Genomic DNA, 18,052 nt, shown 5'->3' with positions numbered 1-18,052 from the left:
CCGCACCGGCCCCGGCTAAACCAGCAGCGACTCCAGGCCCCCCTCGGTGGTGGCGAGTGCCTCCAGCGCGTCGAGGGCGGCGACGGCCGCCGCCGCGGCCTCCGGGTCGCTCCGCGCGAGCCCGCTCTCCTCGAACTCGTCCTCGTCCAGCCGCAGTACGGTCCCGCCGTCGGCGGACCGCCACAGATCCAGATCGAGGTCCTCGACGACGACCTCCCCACCGGAGAGGACTGCGGGCCTGGTGATGTCGCAGTACCAGCCCTTCAGCCCGCCTTGGGCGTCCCGGACCTCCTTCACCGCGTACCACCGGTCGCGCCAGTAGTACTCGGTGAACACGTCACCGGGCCCGAAGCGTACGAAGCCGAAGTCCCGCACGCCCTCGGTCGCCCAGTCGGCGTGGACCACGATCCGGGTGCCGTCGTCGCTCAACAGCCGCGCGGGGTAACGGATCTTCGTACGGCCCGCCTTGAGCAGGACGACGTCCACCGCGCGCCCCTCCTGCCGGGAGTCAGCCGAGTTCACGGACATACCGCACCTCCGTCGCGCACACTTCGTATCCGAACCACCTGTTGACCGCGAGCATCGGGCCGTTGCCGGCGTCGTTGCCCGTGAACGCCTCCGCGTACCCCGCGGCCCGGGCCCGGTGCAGGGAGTCGTTCTTGGCGAGCTTGGCCAGACCCCGGCCGCGGAAGGCGCGGGCGGTGCCCGTCATCGCGGTGAAGTAGCGGTCCCGGCCGTCCGTGCGGACCGCGGTGAAGGCGGCGGGGGTGCCGTCCACCACGACCACCGTGCTCAGGGCCCGGTCCAGCAGGGGGTGGCCGTAGGTCTGCGCGAGCCACTGCCCGTAGTCGCCCAACTCGGCCTCGACGTCGCCCGGTTCGTCGGCCGTGGTCTCCGCGTCCAGGTCGAACAGCGGACGCGGGTCGTCCGCGAAGTCGGCGGCCGTCCGCAGCTCCACGCCCTCGGGCGGGGAGCCGAGCGGGGGGAGCGTGCCATGGGCCAGGTCCAGGCGGAGGAAGTGCGCGGAGCGGCTCGGCGCGTAGCCGCGGCGCTCGGCGAACACGCGGTTCTCCGGGGTGTCCAGCACCCAGGACAGCAGCCGCCGCGCGCCCACCGCCGTCAGCCGCTCCTCGGCGGTGCGCGCCAGCAGGGCGCCCGCGCCCCGGCGCAGCCGCTCGGGATGGACGTACACGTTGACGTCGCCCTGGCCCGGTACGGGGCTGTCGTGGGCGAGGGACAGCTGCGCGGTGCCGATCACCTCGCCGTCCGCCTCGGCGACCAGCAGCCGGTGGTGCGCCTCGGCGGGCGCGAGCGTCACGTCGTGGAGCACGGACTCGGCTGTGCCGACCAGGAAGGGCAGAGCACGCCGTCGTACGTCGGCGAAGGCCTCGGCGTCCGCCGGGTCGGCGGCGCGCAGGTCGCGCACGATCAGTGTCATGTGGGGGCACGCTACGGGGGCGGCGCCGGCAGTCGCCTCCGATTTTCCGGTGGGTACGGGACAATCGCCGCGTGACCTTGAAGATTCGCATCGTGGAGGGGAGCGCGCCCTATGAGCAGGTGCGCGCCCAGATCTCGGAACAGGCCCGCTCCGGAGCGCTGCCCGTGGGGTACCGGCTGCCGACCGTACGGGGGCTCGCCGAGCAGCTCGGGCTCGCGGCCAACACCGTCGCCAAGGCGTACCGCGCGCTGGAGACCGACGGGGTGATCGAGACGCGGGGGCGCAACGGGACGTTCGTGGCCGCCGCCGGGTCGGCCGCGGAGCGCGAGGCGGCGGTGGCCGCGGGGGCGTACGCGGAGAGGGCGCGCCGACTCGGGCTGAGCGAGGCCGAGGCACTGGCGGCGGCCCGGGACGCGCTGCGGGCCGCGTACGCGCAGTAGCACCCCCGGGGCCGGGCACGCGCGACGGCTCAGGTCCGCGCCGGCCGTCGCGGCTGCGGCGTGCGGGTCGGCCGCAGGCCCGCGCTCCGGGCCGCGCCCGCGAACGTCGTCGCGTCCCTCACCGCCGCCGCGTGGGGGTCGTTGTTGAAGTAGACGTAGGCGTCGGCGGTGGCGGGCCAGGTGTCGGCGATGCGGTGGGCCCAGGTCGTCAGGGCCTGGCGGCCGTAGTGGGGCCACGGGCGGGCCCGGCCCTGGTGCAGCCGGAGGTAGGACCAGTCGGTGGTGCGCCACAGCGGAGTGGCCGGGCGGGAACGGCTGTCGGCCCAGCACAGGGCCGCGCCGCGGGACTCCAGGACCTCGCGGACCTCGGGGGTCCACCACGAGTCGTGGCGGGGCTCGACCGCGATCCGGGTGCCGGCGGGGAAGCAGGCCAGGCAGGTGTCCAGGAGACCGGCGTCGGCCCTCAGCGTCGGGGGCAGCTGGAGCAGGATGGGGCCCAGCCGGTCGCCCAGGCCCGCCGCGTGGCTCATCAGACGGTGCACCGGCTCCTCGGGGTCCCGCAGCCGCTTGATGTGGGTCAGATACCGGCTCGCCTTGACCGCGACCACGAAGTCCGCCGGCAGTCTCTCCCGCCACGCCTCGAAGTTCTCCTTCGTCGGCAGCCGGTAGAACGCGTTGTTGAGCTCGACCGTCGCGAACCGCGCCGCGTACTCCTCCAGCCACAGCCGGGTGGGGCAGCCCGCCGGGTAGAGGGCGCCCCGCCAGTCCTTGTACTGCCATCCCGACGTGCCGACGAACACGGTCATACATCCATGAAAGCACCGAAGCGGGAGCGCCTACAGGTACAGGCCCGCGTCCGCCCCGCCCCGCGGCTCCGGCAGCGACGTCGGTGACGTGCCGCGACGCAGCGCGTACAGCTCGGCCAGGGTCGCCCCCTCGCGGCCGACCCCCTCGTCCGTGCCGAGCCAGCCCACCGCTTCCGCGCGGGTCAGCGCGCCCACCTCGATCCGGGCGAGACAGCGGCCGGGGCGGACCACGGCCGGGTGGAGGCGCTCCAGGTCCTCGTTGGTGGTGACGCCCACCAGGACGTTGCGGCCCTGCCCGAGCAGGCCGTCCGTCAGGTTCAGCAGCCGGGAGAGCGCCTGGCCCGCCGTGTGCTTGGCCTCGCCCCGGATCAGTTCGTCGCAGTCCTCCAGCAGGAGCAGCCGCCAGCGGCCCTTGCCCGCCGCGTCCTCCTCGCCGATCGCGATGTCCATCAGATAGCCGACGTCGGAGAAGAGCCGCTCGGGGTCCAGCACGCAGTCGACCTGGCACCAGTCCCGCCAGGAACGCGCCAGCGTGCGCAGCGCGGAGGTCTTGCCGGTGCCGGGCGGCCCGTGCAGCAGCAGGAGACGGCCCGCGATGTCCTCCGGGGTCGTCTTCATCAGGCGGTCCATCGCGTCCGCCACCGGGGCCGTGTAGTTCGGCCGGACCTCTTCCCAGGTGCCCGCCGAGATCTGCCGGGTCGTGCGGTGCGGGCCCCGGCGCGGCGAGACGTACCAGAAGCCCATCGTCACGTTCTCCGGCTGCGGCTCGGGCTCGTCGGCCGCGCCGTCGGTGGCCTGGCCGAGCACCTTCTCCGCCAGCTCGGCGGTGGTCGCGGTCACGGTGACGTCGGCGCCGCGGTTCCAGCGGGAGATCAGCACCGTCCAGCCGTCGCCCTCGGCGAGGGTCGCGCTGCGGTCGTCGTCCCGCGCGGAACGCAGCACCCGGGCGCCCGGCGGCAGCAGGGTGGCCCCGGACCGCACCCGGTCGATGTTCGCCGCGTGCGCGTACGGCTGCTCGCCCGTCGCGAAACGGCCGAGGAACAGCGCGTCGACGACATCGGACGGGGAGTCGCTGTCGTCGACGTTGAGCCGGATCGGCAGTGCGTCGTGTGGGTTGGCAGACATGTCGCCATGATCCGTCACCAAGGGCTCCCCGTGCATCCGCTTTCCGCGGTGCGCCGGTGTGTCCTCCCGTGAGCCGTCCGATTGCCCGGGAGTTCACCGACGGAACCTCCCCGGGCGGGGGTCCGCGCGGTTACTGTTGCCCATGATGGGACGTCATGGGTGGATTGCGGGGGACCGGCGGTGGCGGCTCACCGCGCTTCTGGGCGTGGGGGTGGCCGCGCTGGCCCTCGTCGTGACCTTGCTCAACACACTTCCCGGGGACGGCAGCACCACCGGCACCACACGGGACGGCGACAAGGTGCACGGCACGCCCGCGACCCCGCCGGGCGCCACCGCACCCAGTGTGGGCTGGGGTTTCACCCACACCCAGTTCAGCGCGGACGAGGGCAGCGGCACGGCGGTCGAGCGCGTCGAGGAGCGGCTCGCCGAGCGGCCCCTGCCGCAGATCCAGCACATCATGGGCTGGGGCGCGGGCAACCCCGAGCCCGTCGAGGGGCGCTACGACTTCGAGGAGATGGACCGGCGCATCGACTTCGTCCGCGCCACCGGCGGCACCCCCGTCGTGACCCTGTGCTGCGCGCCCGACTGGATGAAGGGCGGCAGACCGGGCGCCGACCGGACCGACTGGAGCCAGGCCGCGCTGGAGACCGCGCCCGAGCCCGAGCACTTCGCGGACTACGCCGCCCTCGCCGCCACCGTCGCCAAGCGCTACCCGGACGTACGGCACTTCATCGTCTGGAACGAGTTCAAGGGCTTCTGGAACGACGCGGAGGCCCGCTGGGACTACGAGGGGTACACCGAGCTGTACAACCTCGTCTACAAGGCCCTGAAGAAGGTCGACGAGGACATCATGGTCGGCGGGCCCTACCTGGTCATGGACAGCGTCGACCCCCGCCAGAAGCAGGACGCGTCGACGTCGCTCAAGGGGCCGTGGGGCGCCATGGACCAGCGGATCCTCGACGCCTTCGACTACTGGAACAAGAACAGGGCCGGCGCCGACTTCGTGGTGGTCGACGGATCCAGCTACACCCGGGACGACGAGCTGGTCCCCGACGAGTTCGCGGCGACCGACAAGTTCACGGCCGTGAGCCGGTGGGTGCGGGAGCGGTCCGGCGGTCTGCCGCTGTGGTGGGCCGAGTACTACGTCGAGCCGGCCGACAAGGACGACAACCGGCACGGCTGGTCCGAGAACCGCCGGGTCGCCGTCCAGGCCTCCGGTCTTATGGCCATGGCCGAGGGCGGTGCCACCTCCGGGTTCTACTGGAACCCGGAGGAGAAGACCGGCGAGTGCCCCGGCTGCCTGTGGACGCCGACCGACAAGCGTGACGGCGGCCGCGAACTGCCCATGTACGGGTTGCTGTCCCGGTTCGGCGAGGAGTTCCCGCCGGGGACGACGTACGAGACGGTGTCCGTCGCGGCGGACGACAAGCCGAACGTGCGCGTGCTGGCCGACGACAAGGCCGTGCTCGTCGTCAACACCCTCGACCGCAGGATCAGTGCGGAGATCGACGGGAAGAGGTTCGACATGGGGGCGTACGAAACGAAGTGGCTCGACAGGTAGTCGGGTGACCGCGCGCCGGTGGTGGCCGGTCGCGCAGTCCCCCGCGCCCCTTTCAGGGGCGCTACGGCGCGCCCATCGTCAGGAACCTCTGCACCAGAGACGCCAGCAGCAGGGCCAGTAGCGGCAGGCTGAACCAGAAGCTGCCCTGCAGCCAGCGGAGTTGGCGGACGCCGGGGCGGACCGCCACGCGGACCGTCTCGCGGACGCTCAGCAGCACGATCAGGGCGATCGCGGCCAGGCCGCCCACCACCGACCAGGGCGTCCAGGTGACCTGGGGGCCGATCGGGCCGGGATCGGGCTCCGGCGCCTTCCCGGTCCGGTCGCGCAGGGCGAAGATCGTGGCGTCGTCGTTGGCGAGCACCCGCTCCAGGTCGGCGCGCCTGCCGAGGTTCTCGACGAGCCGGGAATCCCAGTCCGCGGGATAACCGGCGTCCATCTGGAGGTTGGTGACCTGGCTGCGGTTGACGATCAGGAAGGAATGGGCGCCCGCGTCCTTCAGCGCCTTGACCACACCGGAGACCAGGACCGGATCGCTCGGCGCGAGCGTCGGCACGTACTCGACCTTCTCCATGTCCCGGGCGCCCCACGGCATCGCGGGCGTCACGTTGTTCACCGGGTCGTCGCTGAGCCAGAGCAGCCGTACCGTCGGGTCGTCGTGGGCGTAGACGTACTCCATGGCGGCGACCTCGCCCGGCCGGACGCGCTCGAAGGGCTCGTTGCCCCAGCGGGCGACCAGGAAGCCGCCGATGAGGACGAGACCGGCCATGAGCGCGGCCAGTGGGGCGAGGCTCCTTCGGTCCTTGTCGCGTTCCCCGGCGGTGACGCCGGTGCGCGGGAAGAGGGCGAGCGCGCCCAGCAGCGCGGCACCCGGCAGCGCGAACATGAAGACCCGCAGGGCCATCTCACCGCCGTACGACTGCATGCCGAAGCCCAGGAACGGCACGAACGTCAGCACGAGCAGGGAGCGTTCGCGGTACTTGTTCGCGCGGCGGCGCCAGAAGCCGTAGCAGGCGAGGAGCATGACCGAGCCGGCCAGCGCCACGCGCGCGTACAGCACGAGCTTGTGGGTCGAACTGCCCTCGCCGATCCGGCCGGAGACCGAGGAGGTGACGTTCCCGCCGACCCCGCCGACCCCGCCGAAGAGTTCGTCGAAGTGGCCCGACCAGTACGGCTCGGCGAGGAAGCCCACCCAGACGGCGACCAGCACGGCGAACAGGATGGGCAGGCCGCGCAGTTCGGAGCGCCCGACCAGGACGAGGGCCGCGAGGACACCCAGCATCACGAACGGGGTGAGCTGGTGGGCGGGGACCGTCGCCGCGTACAGCGCGATCAGGACCGCCAGGAGGACCGCGCGCTGTCGGCGGTCCGTGGGCTCGACCTCCGCCTCGCCGGGGCGCACCGTGCCCCACAGCATGTGCGGGGCGCGGAACCAGACCAGGAGGATCGCGACGAAGACCAGGTAGAGGAGGTAGGTGAAGCCCTGGGGGGAGAAGTAGTCCTGGCCCACCCAGCCGCTCAGGACGAAGATCCAGACTCCCGTCCACCGGGCGCGCCAGCTCGCCCGCATATGGCGGGCGAGGAGGAACATCGGGGCCAGGTACAGGAGTTGGACGGCCGTCGGCCACCAGCGGATGATCTCGGTGAAGTCGGTGACCCCGCAGGCCTGCGCCACGAACGCCGCCGCCGCGAAGAACCCCGGCCAGCTCCACCGGGCGTCCAGGTCGGGTACGGCCGTGCCGGTGCGGTCGATGTAGTCGATGAAGCCCAGGTGCTGCCAGGCCGTGGCGAAGCGGGGCTCGGTCTCGATCACGGCGGGCAGCGCGTGCAGCGAGAAGACGGTGGCCAGCAGCGTGATCAGCAACAGCGCGCGGTGCTCCCGGGCCGGCCGAAGCAGCGCGGCGAACACGACCGCCAGCAGGGCAGCCCCGGCCAGGGTCGGCGTCGGCAGCACGGAGATCAGACCGAGGCCGCCCATGCGGTCCAGGTCGGAGTCGTCCAGCGCCAGCGCGGGCACCCAGTAGAGCAGCAGCGCGGAGAGCAGCAGGAAGCCGAGGACCAGCCCCGTGACGGTGGGGTGCGGAAGTCGCTCGCGGAGGGGCACCCGAGGCGTGTCCTCGGCGGACGGCTCCTCCTCGGCCGGGGGTGTCACCGGTTCCCGTACGGACTCCTCCGCGTTCTCGGCCTCTCGTACGGCGTCCGGTTCCCCCGTGGCCTCCTCGGACGGGGCGTCCGCCTCCGGGGCCGGCGGCCCGAGCGGACGGGTCGGCCGGTCCTGGGCCCAGGCCGGGCGGTGGTCCCTGCGCGGCATCGCGGTTCCGGTGGGCGGGGTGCCGGGGCCGGGCCGTACGTCCGGGCGGCGTTCCAGATGGTCGAAGTCGACGTGGACGCCGAGGGCGAGGGTGTCGGAGTCCGGGCGCCGGGACCAGGCCCCGTTCTGCTTCCTCGCGGCGGCGGCCACCCGGCCCAGGTCGGCCAGATCGCCGTCGGGTGCCGCGTCCGCGGGCGCCTCGGCGGGCCCGGCGGTGCGCAGGATCCGGTACAGCCGCGGCGCGGCGATCAGCACGATCACCGCGAGGCTGGAGATCTCGGCGACGCCCGCGCCGGTCAGGCCCATCCGGGGGAGCAGGAGCAGGGTCAGGCCGAGGACCAGCGCGCACAACAGGCCCTGCAACCAGGCGAGCCCGGCGGTACGGCTCTGGGCGCGCAGCACCGCGAAGTACGTCTCCATGACGACCCGCAGGACCGCGCCGACGGCGAACCAGCGCAGCAGCGGGGTCGCCGCGTCCGCGTACGCCTGCCCGAAGACCGCCAGGATCCAGGGCGCCCCGAAGAACAGCACCGCGCACACCGGCAGCATGATCCGGGCCATCCGCTTCAGCGCGGCCCGGGTGTTGGCGGCCAGGCGTGCCGGGTCGTGCGCGCCCTCGACGGTCAGCGAGGCGCCCATGTTGATGGCGAGCAGGTTGACGGTGCCGCCGATGGTGGTGGTGATGTAGAAGTACGCGTTGTCGGCGGAGCCGACCTGGGCGGCGACGATCACCGGGACCAGATAGACCACCGCGAGCGAGAACAGGGAGCCCGTGTAGTCACCGGCGAGGAAGCGGCCGATCTCCCTCAGCGACGGCGGGTGCGCGTGCTCCTCGGTGGCCCGCACATGGGTCGGGATCAGCCGTCGGAACACCAGCCAGCCCAGCGGCAGCACCGACATCGCGATCGCCGCGACCCAGGACACGAAGACGCCCATGGTCGGGACCGCGGCGGCGAACACCACGAGGAGCACCAGCTTCACCGCCGAGAACACGGTGTTGCCGACCGGCACCCACACCGCGCTGCGCAGCCCGGTGAGCACCCCGTCCTGGAGCGTCAGCGTCGACCAGGCGACCACCGCGAGCACGAAGAACACGGCGTAGAGCGGATCGTGCAGAAAGCTGTACGACGATCCCCACAGGCCCAGCGTCAGCAGGAACACGCCCGCCGCCAGCGCCACGATCACCGCACTGCCCGCGTAGGTGCGGAAGATCAGCCGTCCGGTGTCGCGCCCCGCGACCGGGATGAACCGGGCCAGGGCACCCGTCAGCGTCAGCGCGGTGAGCCCGGCCAGGAGCTTCATCGCGGCGATCGCGGCGGAGCCCTGACCGACCGAGGCCTCGGTGTAGTAGCGGGCGGCGGCCAGCCAGTAGCCGAGGCCGAGCACGGCCGAGATCCCGGTGTTCAGCATCAGGGCGTAGGCGTTGCGGAACAGCTGGTCGCCCCCCGCCCCCCGGCCCAGCCCGGGCAGGCGCAGCCGGCGTCCGGGGCCGGGCGCCGGCTCGGTCTCCCCGGTCGTGGCGCTCTCGGCCTCGTGAGCCGTGGTGGTCGTCGTGTCAGACACGGGAACGGATGGCCTTCCGGAGCTGTCGTGCTCTTCGGACCATGGCGTACCCCTTGGTGAGGGCACGGTCCCGGGCGAAGGTGCGGGCGATCGCGCGGCCCTCGACGAGCCGCTCGAACTCCGCGATGCCCGTGGAGCGGCGCACGGTCACCCGCCGCAACGCGTACGGGCCCTGCGCGCGCCGGGCCAGCGCGTTGCCGACGGCGAGCGACTGGGCGAAACCCGTCTCCCGTACCGCGACGCGCACCCGGCGGCTGGAATAGCCGTACGGGTAGGCGAAGGAGACGGGCCGGGCGCCCAGTTCGTCGGCGACGACGTGCCGGCAGCGCCGCAGCTCGAACCGGAGCCGGTCGTCGTCGAGCAGGTCGAGCTGCGGGTGGGTGTGGCTGTGCCCGCCGATCTCCACGCCGTTGTCGGCGAGTTCGCGGACCTGGTCCCAGCCGAGCATGGTGTCGAGGGCCTCGCCGTTGTCGTAGGGGCCCTCGATCCAGCCCGTGGTGACGAACAGCGTGGCCGCGAAGCCGTGCTTGGTGAGCACGGGCAGGGCGTGCCGGTGCACGCCCGCGTAGCCGTCGTCGAAGGTGATCAGCACGGGCCGGGCGGGGAGCGGGCGGCCGTTCCGCCAACTCGCCCCCAGGTCGGCGGTGTTCACCGGGGTGAGGCCCAGGTCGTCGATGAGCGCCAGCTGTTCCGCGAAGGCCTCCGGGGTCACCGACAGGTCCCTGGTGGCGTCGTTCGGCGCGGTGGACACCGCGTGGTACATCAGGATCGGCACGGCCGCGGCCGCCGTCCCCGTGGTCTCCGTCATGACGAGCCCCCCTCGCCCCCCTTGCGGACCGGGCCGCCCGGAATCTCGCCGACCGAGAACGTGACCTCGCCCCTGCGGGCCCGGACGCTCCCGACAACGTACCCCCCGGCCGCGGCCGCCACCCCCACAGCGATCGCACCCGCACGTCCCGCGCCCCCCCCGCGGCCGAGCAGCGCGTCCCGCAGCCCGCGCGCCACCCCGGCGGGCAGCACCCGGGTGGTGTACCGGCGTTCCGACTCCAGCCCCTTGCCCGCGCCCACGCTCCGGGCCACCAGTGCCTTCGACAGGCCCTCGGCGTAGGTGCGGGAGCGGAAGTACGCGAAGCGCTCCCGCGCGTCGGGCACCCGGTGGTGGATCACGGCCCGGTCGTCGAGCAGCAGCACCGCCTCCGGCCGGGCCCGGGAGAGCCGGATGCACAGCTCCGTCTCCTCGCAGCCCAGGGGGCGCTTGTCGCCGTCGCGGCCGATACCGGTGGCGAAGCCCCCGGCCGCGTCGAAGGCGCTGCGGCGGAACGAGGCGTTGCCGCCGAGGACGTTGCGGACCTCGGCGACACCGCCGGGCAGACCCTTGTAGGCGCAGCCCACGACCCAGTCGAACTCCTCGGGGAACCAGGCCGGGCGGCGGCCGGAGGCCCACACGGGCACCGTACGGCCGCCGACGGCCATGACCCGGGGGTCGGCGTACCCCTGGGCGAAGTGGCGCAGCCAGTCGCGCTCGGCCACGGCGTCGTCGTCGAGGAAGGCGATGATCTCCCCGTACGAGGCGGCGATGCCCGTGTTGCGGCCGGCGGACAGCCCGCGGGGGCCCGCGTTGGCGAGCACGCGAACCTCATGGACCTCTTTGTACTCCCCGGTCAGACGCTCCAGCAGGGACCGGTTGTGGTCCACCACCAGCAGCGTCTCCAGGGCCGGCCGGGACTGGGCGCGCACCGAGGAGACCGCCGCGAGGATGTCCTCCCAGCGGTCCTCGGTGTACACGCAGATCACGACCGAGACGGTCGGCTCGTTCAAGACACCTCTCCCCGCCCGGCGGTGAGCATCGTCGCGTGCGAACGGCGGCGCAGGGCACGCCGGTTGGAACGCTCCTTGAGGATCACCTTCAGCACCCGCAGTCCGTCGCGCACGGCCCGCAGATTGCTCGCGCCGTGGATGCGCAGGTACTCGTGGCTGGGGATCTCCTGCACCTTCAGGCCCGCCTTGACGACCCGGATGTTCATCAGGGTCTCCACCTCGAAGCCGGTGCAGTCGAGGTCGATCTTGTCGAGGCAGTGCCGCCAGAAGGCGTTGTAGCCGTAGCACAGGTCGGTGTAGCGGGCGCCGAACTTGCGGTTGACGGTGGTGCACAGCGCCCAGTTGCCGAGCTTGCGGATCAGGGTCATGTCGTCGGTGCCGCCGCCGTTGGCGAAGCGGGAGCCCTTGGCGAAGTCGGCGCCCGAGACGAGGGCGGAGACGTACGACACGATCTCGTGCCCGTCGGCCGAGCCGTCCGCGTCGACCATCACGATGATGTCACCGGTGCACGCCTCGAAGCCGGTGATCAGGGCGTCCCCCTTGCCCTTGCCCTGCTGCGGGACGACCTTGACGTCCGGCCACAGGGAGCGGGCCACCTCGACGGTGTCGTCGGTGGAGTTGCCGTCGACCAGGACCACCTCGTGGATCCAGCCCGGCAGTGTCTTGAAGACGTACGGAAGGTTCTCCGCCTCGTTCATGGCGGGGATCACCACGCTCACCGGCGGAGCGATGGCCAGATGGTTGGAGATGGGCCGGTACGTGACCGGCTCGGGTATCGCCGGGCGCAGAACTGAGCTCATGAGTCTGGTCCCTCTCGTCCGGTGAACCACCCGCCCCTGGGCGGTTCGGAGTGTTGTCCGGTTCGAAAGGGGGGTTCTCACGCACGGCACGGCGAAGTCGATCTCCGTGCATGCCGGGTGAGCTGGCAAAACCGGCCGACTGTCGCGACTCGGCAGTCGGTCGCGCGGCACGACTCGGTGAACGTGGTCACCGAGCACGGCACCCCCCTACCGCGCCCCGCTCCGGGACCGCCGCGCTCCTTGAGCCCTCCCCTAGGAGCATGTGCCGACGGACCGATGCGGGTGAATGTACGACGATGCAAGACGGTATTGATGATTGAGACCATATGGCAAGACCTCTTACGAGGTCTCACGTTTTTGTTGATGTGTCCGTTAGCTCACCCCTCGACCGGAATTTCCCCATCCGCTTCAGCAATTTATCGGCAGGTTCGAACAGTTCCGGTCGGGCCAGGACCGTGTTCCGCAAGGCCCGGACCGGCGCCCGTCGCGCCCGGTGCCCGAACGCCACCGGATGGCGCCGGGTGACCCACCCCTCCGACACGGAGATCTCCCGGGTCTTCAGGGAATCCTTGTACTGCTTCTGGCCCCGGCCCAGATCCAGGTAGGCGATGCCGTCGGCGGCGCCCTCCTCGGCCATGTGCAGATGCAGCAGCAGGCCCGGCGAGAACCGCGCGAACGCCGGGTCGTACGCCGGGAACCAGCAGGTCAGCACCCGCTCGGAGCGCAGTCCGAAATGAGCCGCGGCCGGTTCGCCGTCCGCGTACAGCACGGACAGCTGGCCGGCGAAGGACGCGGAGCGGGAGTGGAAGAGCCGGTGCACCAGCCGGGTGATCCACGGGTGCGCGAAGCGGTCGCTGCGGCCCGTCCTGCGGTACTGCGCCGACTTCCAGGCCATCAGCGTGCGCAGGACCCTCGGGTCGCGCTCGTCGTGCACATAGCGCACCTCGCTCACCGCGCGGGCGAGCCGGCGCTCCTTGGCGAACGTGGAGCGGAGGAACTTCGGTGAGCGGGCCCGCACCTGGTCCAGATAGGCCTCGTAGCCCTGCTCCAGGTCCATGACCGGTGACGGGAAGCTGTCGGTGACATGGGCGGCGAACGGGGTCTGCCCCTCGGCCAGGTGGTCGAACTCCCACACCGCGAGGCCGCAGGCCCGCAGCAGTTCCTGGGCGTCCCAGGTGAAACCGGGGCGGTGGACCACGCCCTGGCAGTCGGAGAGACCGAGACCGACGGCTCTGCCCACTCCGACGGTGGATCTCTGGTACGGGAAGAAGGCCGCCGGCTCGCCGCCCTCCCGCACGACCGCGATCCGCACCCCGCGTCGGCAGCGGCCCACCGCCAGGGCGAACTCCGGGGACAGGAACGGGTTCGCCAGCTCGGGAGCGCCGTGGAGGTGGGCCTTCGACTGCAGAGCGGTCCAGGCCGCCCGGTCTGCGGCGGTCAGCTCGCCGGGGCGGTACACACTGATGTCCACGTCTCAGGTCCGTCTTCTCTCCGTACGGGCACCGCGGCGCCGTACCAGACTCGGCAGGATGACGAGCGAGCTGATCACGGTCACCGCCGTGATCCCACCGGTCACCGACCACGAGTGGGTGGCGATCATGCCCTGGGCGACGAGGAGGTTCACCGCGATCGCGCCCGCGAGGGACGTCACGATCCGGCCGAACGGCTCCAGCCCGCGCAGCACGGCCCCGATGGCGGCTCCTGGCGCGACGAGGAGGAAGAACAGGGTGAACGGGCCGCGCAGCACCGAGTCGGCGTCGGCGAACGCGAGCAGCGCGCCGACCCCCGCCACGGCCGCGGCCACGCCCGCCAGCAGCGGCCCGCCGCTGTCCGACAGCGATGACTTGACACGCAAGGTCTGCATTGGCGACTTTGCCCCCTGAAGCGCCGGATGCCGGGCTTCAATGTCGCTCAGTCGGCGCGGGGGAGTCAATACGTCGAGACCGGCCACGGCCGACCGTACGCCTGATCGTCATACGGTGGCGAGGACATGCGCGGCCGCACACGAGTAATCCCCGGAGGCGACCCGCGCCTCCGGGGAAACTTCTGTTCACGGTGCCGCCGTCGTCCTTACGGGACGATCTGCAGCAGGCGGTTCGGGGAACCGGTGCCGGGGCTGGTCACCTTGCCGGTCACGGCGCCGGCGGTCAGGGCCGAGGCGACCTGGGCCGGGGTGGCCGAGGTGTGGCCGGCCAGGTAGACGGCGGCCGCGCCCGCGACGTGCGGCGTGGCCATCGAGGTGCCCGAGATGGTGTTGGTCGCGGTGTCGCTGGTGTACCAGCCGGCCGTGATCGACGAACCCGGGGCGAAGATGTCCAGGACCGTGCCGAAGTTCGAGTAGCTGGCCCTGGCGTCCGTGTTGGTGGTGGCGCCGACCGTGATCGCCTCGGTGACGCGGGCGGGGGAGTACGAGGAGGCGTTGGCGCTGCTGTTGCCGGCCGCGATGGCGTAGGTCACGCCGCTGGCTATGGAGTTGCGGACGGCCGTGTCGAGCGCGGTGGAGGCGCCGCCGCCGAGCGACATGTTGGCGACAGAGGGGCCGCTGTGGTTCGCGGTCACCCAGTCGATGCCCGCGACGACGCCCGCCGTGGTGCCCGAACCGGCGTTGTCCAGCACGCGGACGGCCACGATCTTGGCCTTCTTGGCGATGCCGTACGTCGAGCCCGCGATGGTGGACGCCACGTGCGTGCCGTGACCGTTGCCGTCCTGCGCGACGCTGTCGCCGTCGACGGCGTCGTAGCCGTTGACCGCCCGGCCGCCGAACTGGGAGTGCGAGATGCGCACGCCGGTGTCGATGACGTACGCCGTCACCCCGCTGCCCGCGCTGTCCGGGTAGGTGTACGTGCCGGAGAGCGGCAGCGACGCCTGGTCGGAGCGGTCCAGGCCCCACGGGGCGTTGGTCTGGGTGGCGTCCGCCGTGAAGACCTGGTTCTGCTCGACGGAGGCGACCGCCGGGTCGGCGGCGAGTCTCTTCGCCTCGGTGGCGGAGAGCTCGGCCGTGTAGCCGTTGAGCGCGGACTTGAAGGTCCGCTTCACCGTGCCGCCGTACTCCTTGACCAGGCCCTTGCCGGCGCTCGACGCGGCCTTGAGGCCCGCGCCCTTCTTGAGCGTGACGATGTAGCTGTCCTTGATGGCGGTGGGGGAGTTCGCCGCGAGCACCTTGCCCTCGGCCGGGGCGGCCTGGGCGGGGAGCGCGGTCAGGCCGCCGAGCAGGGCGGCGGTCGCCATGGTGGTGACGGCGGCGGCGCGGATGTTCTTGCTACGCAGGTGTGCCATTACGAGGGTTTCCTCCTCATAGGCGACGCGCGCCTGGGTGGGGCGCGCGTCCGTGGGGGGGGTGCGTGCGGGATCGCACTCACGGCCGGGAGCGTCGCGTTCCGCTCGCGGCTGTAAGCAGAGTGGGCGATCTACGGGCGTAGCTCAAGAGAGTTGAAGCGTTGTCATGTTTCTGTCACGCGCGTGAAATCGAACGCTGCTGGAACGCGGTGGGTACGGTCGCTTGCGGACGGGAAAGTATTGACATGAACACTTCCGATCAACACGCGTAGTTGCTACGACGGTTGAGGCAGAGATCCTGCTAAAGGGAGGTTCCATGAGACGTTCCCGACTTGCGGCATACATGACCTCACTCCTCCTCGCCGTCGGCGCAGGCCTCACCGGGGCCGCGACGGCGCAGGCGTCCGAACAGGCCGCCGCCACCGGCTATGTGGCGCTCGGCGACTCCTACTCCTCGGGTGTCGGCGCGGGGAGCTACCTCTCCTCCAGCGGCGACTGCAAGCGCAGCACGAAGGCCTACCCCTACCTCTGGGCGGCCGCCAACGCTCCCTCGACCTTCGACTTCACGGCCTGCTCGGGCGCCCGAACGGGTGATGTTCTGGCGAGTCAGCTCGGGCCGCTCGGCGCGGGCACGGGGCTGGTCTCCCTCTCCGTCGGCGGCAACGACGCCGGCTTCGCCGACGTCATGACGACCTGTGTCCTACAGTCGGACAGCGCCTGTCTCACCCGCATCAACACGGCCAAGGCGTACGTCGACTCCACGCTCCCCGGCCAACTCGACAAGGTCTACTCGGCGATCAGCGCGAAGGCACCGGCCGCCCATGTGGTGGTGCTCGGTTACCCCCGCTTCTACCAGTTGGGCGGCACCTGCCCCGGCCTCTCCCAGGCCAAGCGGTCCGCCATCAACAACGCCGCCGACTACCTGAACACCGCGATCGCCAAGCGCGCCGCCGACCACGGGTTCACCTTCGGCGACGTCCGCTCCGCGTTCACCGGGCACGAACTGTGCTCGGGCAGCGCGTGGCTGCACAGCCTCAACCTGCTGAACATCGGCGAGTCGTACCACCCGAAGGCCGCCGGCCAGTCGGGCGGGTATCTGCCGGTGTTCAGGAGCGCGGCCTGACGGCTCCGTCCAGGGCTCCGGCGTCGGCGGCCTCGTTCTCGTGGCCGGCGTCGGAGTCGCTGTAACCGTCCGGGTTCTCCGAGTCGTCGGAGGGGGAGGTCCCGCCCGTGGTCGGGGCCTCCGACTCGCACGTCACCGAGAACGCGACCTTGTTCGACTCCGTCTTCACCGGGCCGCGCACCTCGACGCCGATCTCGTCCGTGTGGCTCCCGTTGGTCGAGACGACGACCCGGTCCTGCTTGGTCTTCCCGCCGCCGGACGGGAACGACAGGGTCTTCCAGCCCTCGTCCTCGACCTGGCCGCTCCTCGCCACCCACCGGTAGTCGACGTCCACGGGGACGCTGCCCACGGTGAACGTCGCGGTGAAGGCGGGCGCGTCGGCGTCCTGCGGGGGGCAGGTGCCGGAGTAGTCGGTGTTCGCGCCTTCGACGGTCACCTCGACCGACTGCGTGGGCGGCTTGGAGGTCGGTTGCTCGTCGGGGGTGTTCGAGGGCGAGTCGCCGTCGTCGGTCGTCTCGTCGCCCCCGCCGGGCTCCTCGCCCGTACCGCCGTCGCCCGTCTGGTCGTTGGTGCCGCCCACCGTGCCCGCCCCGTTGGTCGGGCTGCCGTCCTTGCCGCCGTCGTCCTGGTTGACCAGGGCGTACGTCAGGCCGGCGATGGCGAAGGCGACCGCCGCGATCCCCGCGACCAGGAAGACGAGAGCCCGGCGGTTGCGGTCCTGCCCGCCCGCCGGCACCGGCGACGGGTGGGCCGCCGCCGGAGTGGCGTGCGGCGGGGTCGGCGGCCCGAACTCGTTGGTGCCCGGCCCCGGTCCGGTCCGCGCGCCCGGGCTCGGGAAGCCCGCCACCGTCGGGCTGTACGGGGAGGTGGGAGCCGTGTCGGAGTACGCCGCGCCTCCCCCGGAAGGGGTGCCCCCGGCGCCGATGACGCGCAGGTCCCGCTCGGCCTGCTCGGCGGAGATCCGTTCGGCCGGATCCTTGCGCAGCAGCCCCTCGATCACCGGGGTCAGCGGACCGGCCCGGTGCGGCGGCGGAAGCTCCTCGTCGACGACCGCGCGCAGGGTGCTCAGCGGAGTGTTCTGGCGGAACGGCGAGTTGCCCTCGACCGCCGCGTACAGCAGCACCCCGAGCGACCACAGGTCCGACTCGGGGCCGAACGCCCGGCCGAGCGCGCGCTCGGGGGCGAGGAACTCGGGGGAGCCGATGACCTCGCCCGTCATGGTCAGCGCGGAACTGCCCTCGACCGTGGCGATGCCGAAGTCGGTGAGCACGACCCGGCCGTCGTTGGAGATGAGCACATTGGCCGGTTTCACGTCCCGGTGCAGCACCCCGGCCTCGTGCGCGGCGCGCAGCGCGGACAGCACCTCGGCGCCGATGTGCGCGGCGCGCTGCGGCGGCAGGGGGCCCTCGCCGTCCAGGAGATCGGCGAGCGACAGACCGCGCACCAGCTCCATCACGATCCACGGGCGGCCGTCCTCCATGGCCACGTCGTACACCGTGACGACATTGCGGTTGGCGACCCGGGCCGCCGCCCACGCCTCCCGCTCCAGACGGGCGTACATCCGCTCGACGTCGGAGACCGCGATCCCGCCGGGCGCCCGTACCTCCTTGACGGCGACCTCGCGGTGCAGCACCTCGTCGCGGGCCCGCCACACGGTTCCCATACCGCCCTCGCCCAGCGGGGTCAGCAGCCGGTAGCGGCCCGCGATCACCCGTTCAGCGCCCGGTTCTTCGGACACGGCCATCCCCCGTCACTCGCATCCGCACACGCGTCGGCCCGGAATCTCCACTCCGT

The 18,052-nt window shown here is 72.1% G+C and carries 15 protein-coding genes; 3 read left to right on the top strand and 12 right to left on the bottom strand.

Annotated features, from left to right (window positions below; genetic code table 11):
• Positions 1–15: 15 nt before the first annotated feature.
• Entirely contained in the window at positions 16–528 is a 513-nt protein-coding gene (locus ACZ52C_RS20755; protein WP_469076092.1) for a ribonuclease FAU-1 family protein, read from the bottom strand.
• Positions 509–1,438, bottom strand: coding sequence for a GNAT family N-acetyltransferase (locus ACZ52C_RS20750; RefSeq protein WP_469076091.1), 930 nt, complete (start codon positions 1,436–1,438; stop codon positions 509–511). Before ACZ52C_RS20750 ends, ACZ52C_RS20755 begins: the two co-directional genes overlap by 20 nt.
• A 71-nt stretch (positions 1,439–1,509) precedes the next feature.
• On the opposite strand from ACZ52C_RS20750, the gene ACZ52C_RS20745 reads away from it, so the two are divergent.
• Positions 1,510–1,878, top strand: coding sequence for a GntR family transcriptional regulator (locus ACZ52C_RS20745; protein ID WP_469076090.1), 369 nt, complete (start codon positions 1,510–1,512; stop codon positions 1,876–1,878).
• A gap of 29 nt (positions 1,879–1,907) precedes the next feature.
• Here the strand turns inward: ACZ52C_RS20745 and ACZ52C_RS20740 are convergent, their stop codons facing one another.
• Together ACZ52C_RS20740 and ACZ52C_RS20735 are read right to left on the bottom strand one after the other, a co-directional pair.
• Entirely contained in the window at positions 1,908–2,684 is a 777-nt protein-coding gene (locus ACZ52C_RS20740) for a DUF72 domain-containing protein (RefSeq protein ID WP_469076089.1), read from the bottom strand.
• Positions 2,685–2,714: 30 nt separating this feature from the next.
• A complete protein-coding gene (locus ACZ52C_RS20735; RefSeq protein ID WP_184895950.1) occupies positions 2,715–3,809 on the bottom strand; it encodes a DUF5925 domain-containing protein in 1,095 nt (364 codons plus the stop codon).
• A gap of 145 nt (positions 3,810–3,954) precedes the next feature.
• Between ACZ52C_RS20735 and ACZ52C_RS20730 the strand changes: the two genes are divergently transcribed.
• Positions 3,955–5,370, top strand: coding sequence for a GH39 family glycosyl hydrolase (locus tag ACZ52C_RS20730; protein ID WP_469076162.1), 1,416 nt, complete (start codon positions 3,955–3,957; stop codon positions 5,368–5,370).
• A 61-nt stretch (positions 5,371–5,431) separates the two neighbouring features.
• Here ACZ52C_RS20730 and ACZ52C_RS20725 read toward each other — a convergent pair whose 3' ends face one another.
• From ACZ52C_RS20725 to ACZ52C_RS20695, 7 genes are all read right to left on the bottom strand, one after another.
• The gene (locus ACZ52C_RS20725; protein WP_469076088.1) at positions 5,432–9,241 is read right to left on the bottom strand and encodes a lipopolysaccharide biosynthesis protein; all 3,810 of its coding nucleotides are present in this window, start codon (positions 9,239–9,241) and stop codon (positions 5,432–5,434) included.
• A complete protein-coding gene (locus ACZ52C_RS20720) occupies positions 9,234–10,049 on the bottom strand; it encodes a polysaccharide deacetylase family protein (protein WP_469076087.1) in 816 nt (271 codons plus the stop codon). The genes ACZ52C_RS20725 and ACZ52C_RS20720 overlap by 8 nt, the downstream gene beginning before the upstream one ends.
• Positions 10,046–11,059 (bottom strand): glycosyltransferase family 2 protein, encoded by a 1,014-nt coding sequence (locus ACZ52C_RS20715; RefSeq protein WP_469076086.1) that lies wholly within the window; start codon positions 11,057–11,059, stop codon positions 10,046–10,048. Before ACZ52C_RS20715 ends, ACZ52C_RS20720 begins: the two co-directional genes overlap by 4 nt.
• Positions 11,056–11,859: a glycosyltransferase family 2 protein gene (locus ACZ52C_RS20710; RefSeq protein ID WP_469076085.1), complete on the bottom strand. Its 804-nt coding sequence runs from the start codon at positions 11,857–11,859 to the stop codon at positions 11,056–11,058. The genes ACZ52C_RS20715 and ACZ52C_RS20710 overlap by 4 nt, the downstream gene beginning before the upstream one ends.
• Before the next feature lie 349 nt (positions 11,860–12,208).
• Positions 12,209–13,330 carry a GNAT family N-acetyltransferase gene (locus tag ACZ52C_RS20705; protein ID WP_469076084.1) on the bottom strand — a complete coding sequence of 374 codons (1,122 nt, stop codon included), beginning with the start codon at positions 13,328–13,330 and terminating at the stop codon, positions 12,209–12,211.
• 3 nt (positions 13,331–13,333) lie between these two features.
• The gene (locus ACZ52C_RS20700; RefSeq protein ID WP_469076083.1) at positions 13,334–13,723 is read right to left on the bottom strand and encodes a hypothetical protein; all 390 of its coding nucleotides are present in this window, start codon (positions 13,721–13,723) and stop codon (positions 13,334–13,336) included.
• A 206-nt stretch (positions 13,724–13,929) separates the two neighbouring features.
• Complete coding sequence (locus tag ACZ52C_RS20695) at positions 13,930–15,135, bottom strand: S8 family peptidase (RefSeq protein WP_469076082.1); 1,206 nt, start codon at positions 15,133–15,135, stop codon at positions 13,930–13,932.
• Between the two features lie 316 nt (positions 15,136–15,451).
• Here ACZ52C_RS20695 and ACZ52C_RS20690 point away from each other — a divergent pair, with 316 nt between their 5' ends.
• Complete coding sequence (locus tag ACZ52C_RS20690; protein ID WP_469076081.1) at positions 15,452–16,258, top strand: SGNH/GDSL hydrolase family protein; 807 nt, start codon at positions 15,452–15,454, stop codon at positions 16,256–16,258.
• On the opposite strand, the gene ACZ52C_RS20685 is transcribed toward ACZ52C_RS20690, so the two are convergent.
• Positions 16,242–18,002 (bottom strand): serine/threonine-protein kinase, encoded by a 1,761-nt coding sequence (locus ACZ52C_RS20685; protein WP_469076080.1) that lies wholly within the window; start codon positions 18,000–18,002, stop codon positions 16,242–16,244. The two genes, ACZ52C_RS20690 and ACZ52C_RS20685, sit on opposite strands and share 17 nt — an antisense overlap.
• Between the last annotated feature and the right edge of the window lie 50 nt (positions 18,003–18,052).

The organism is Streptomyces sp. NPDC034049 (assembly GCF_055575575.1).
This window is presented reverse-complemented; position numbering and strand designations above follow the sequence as displayed.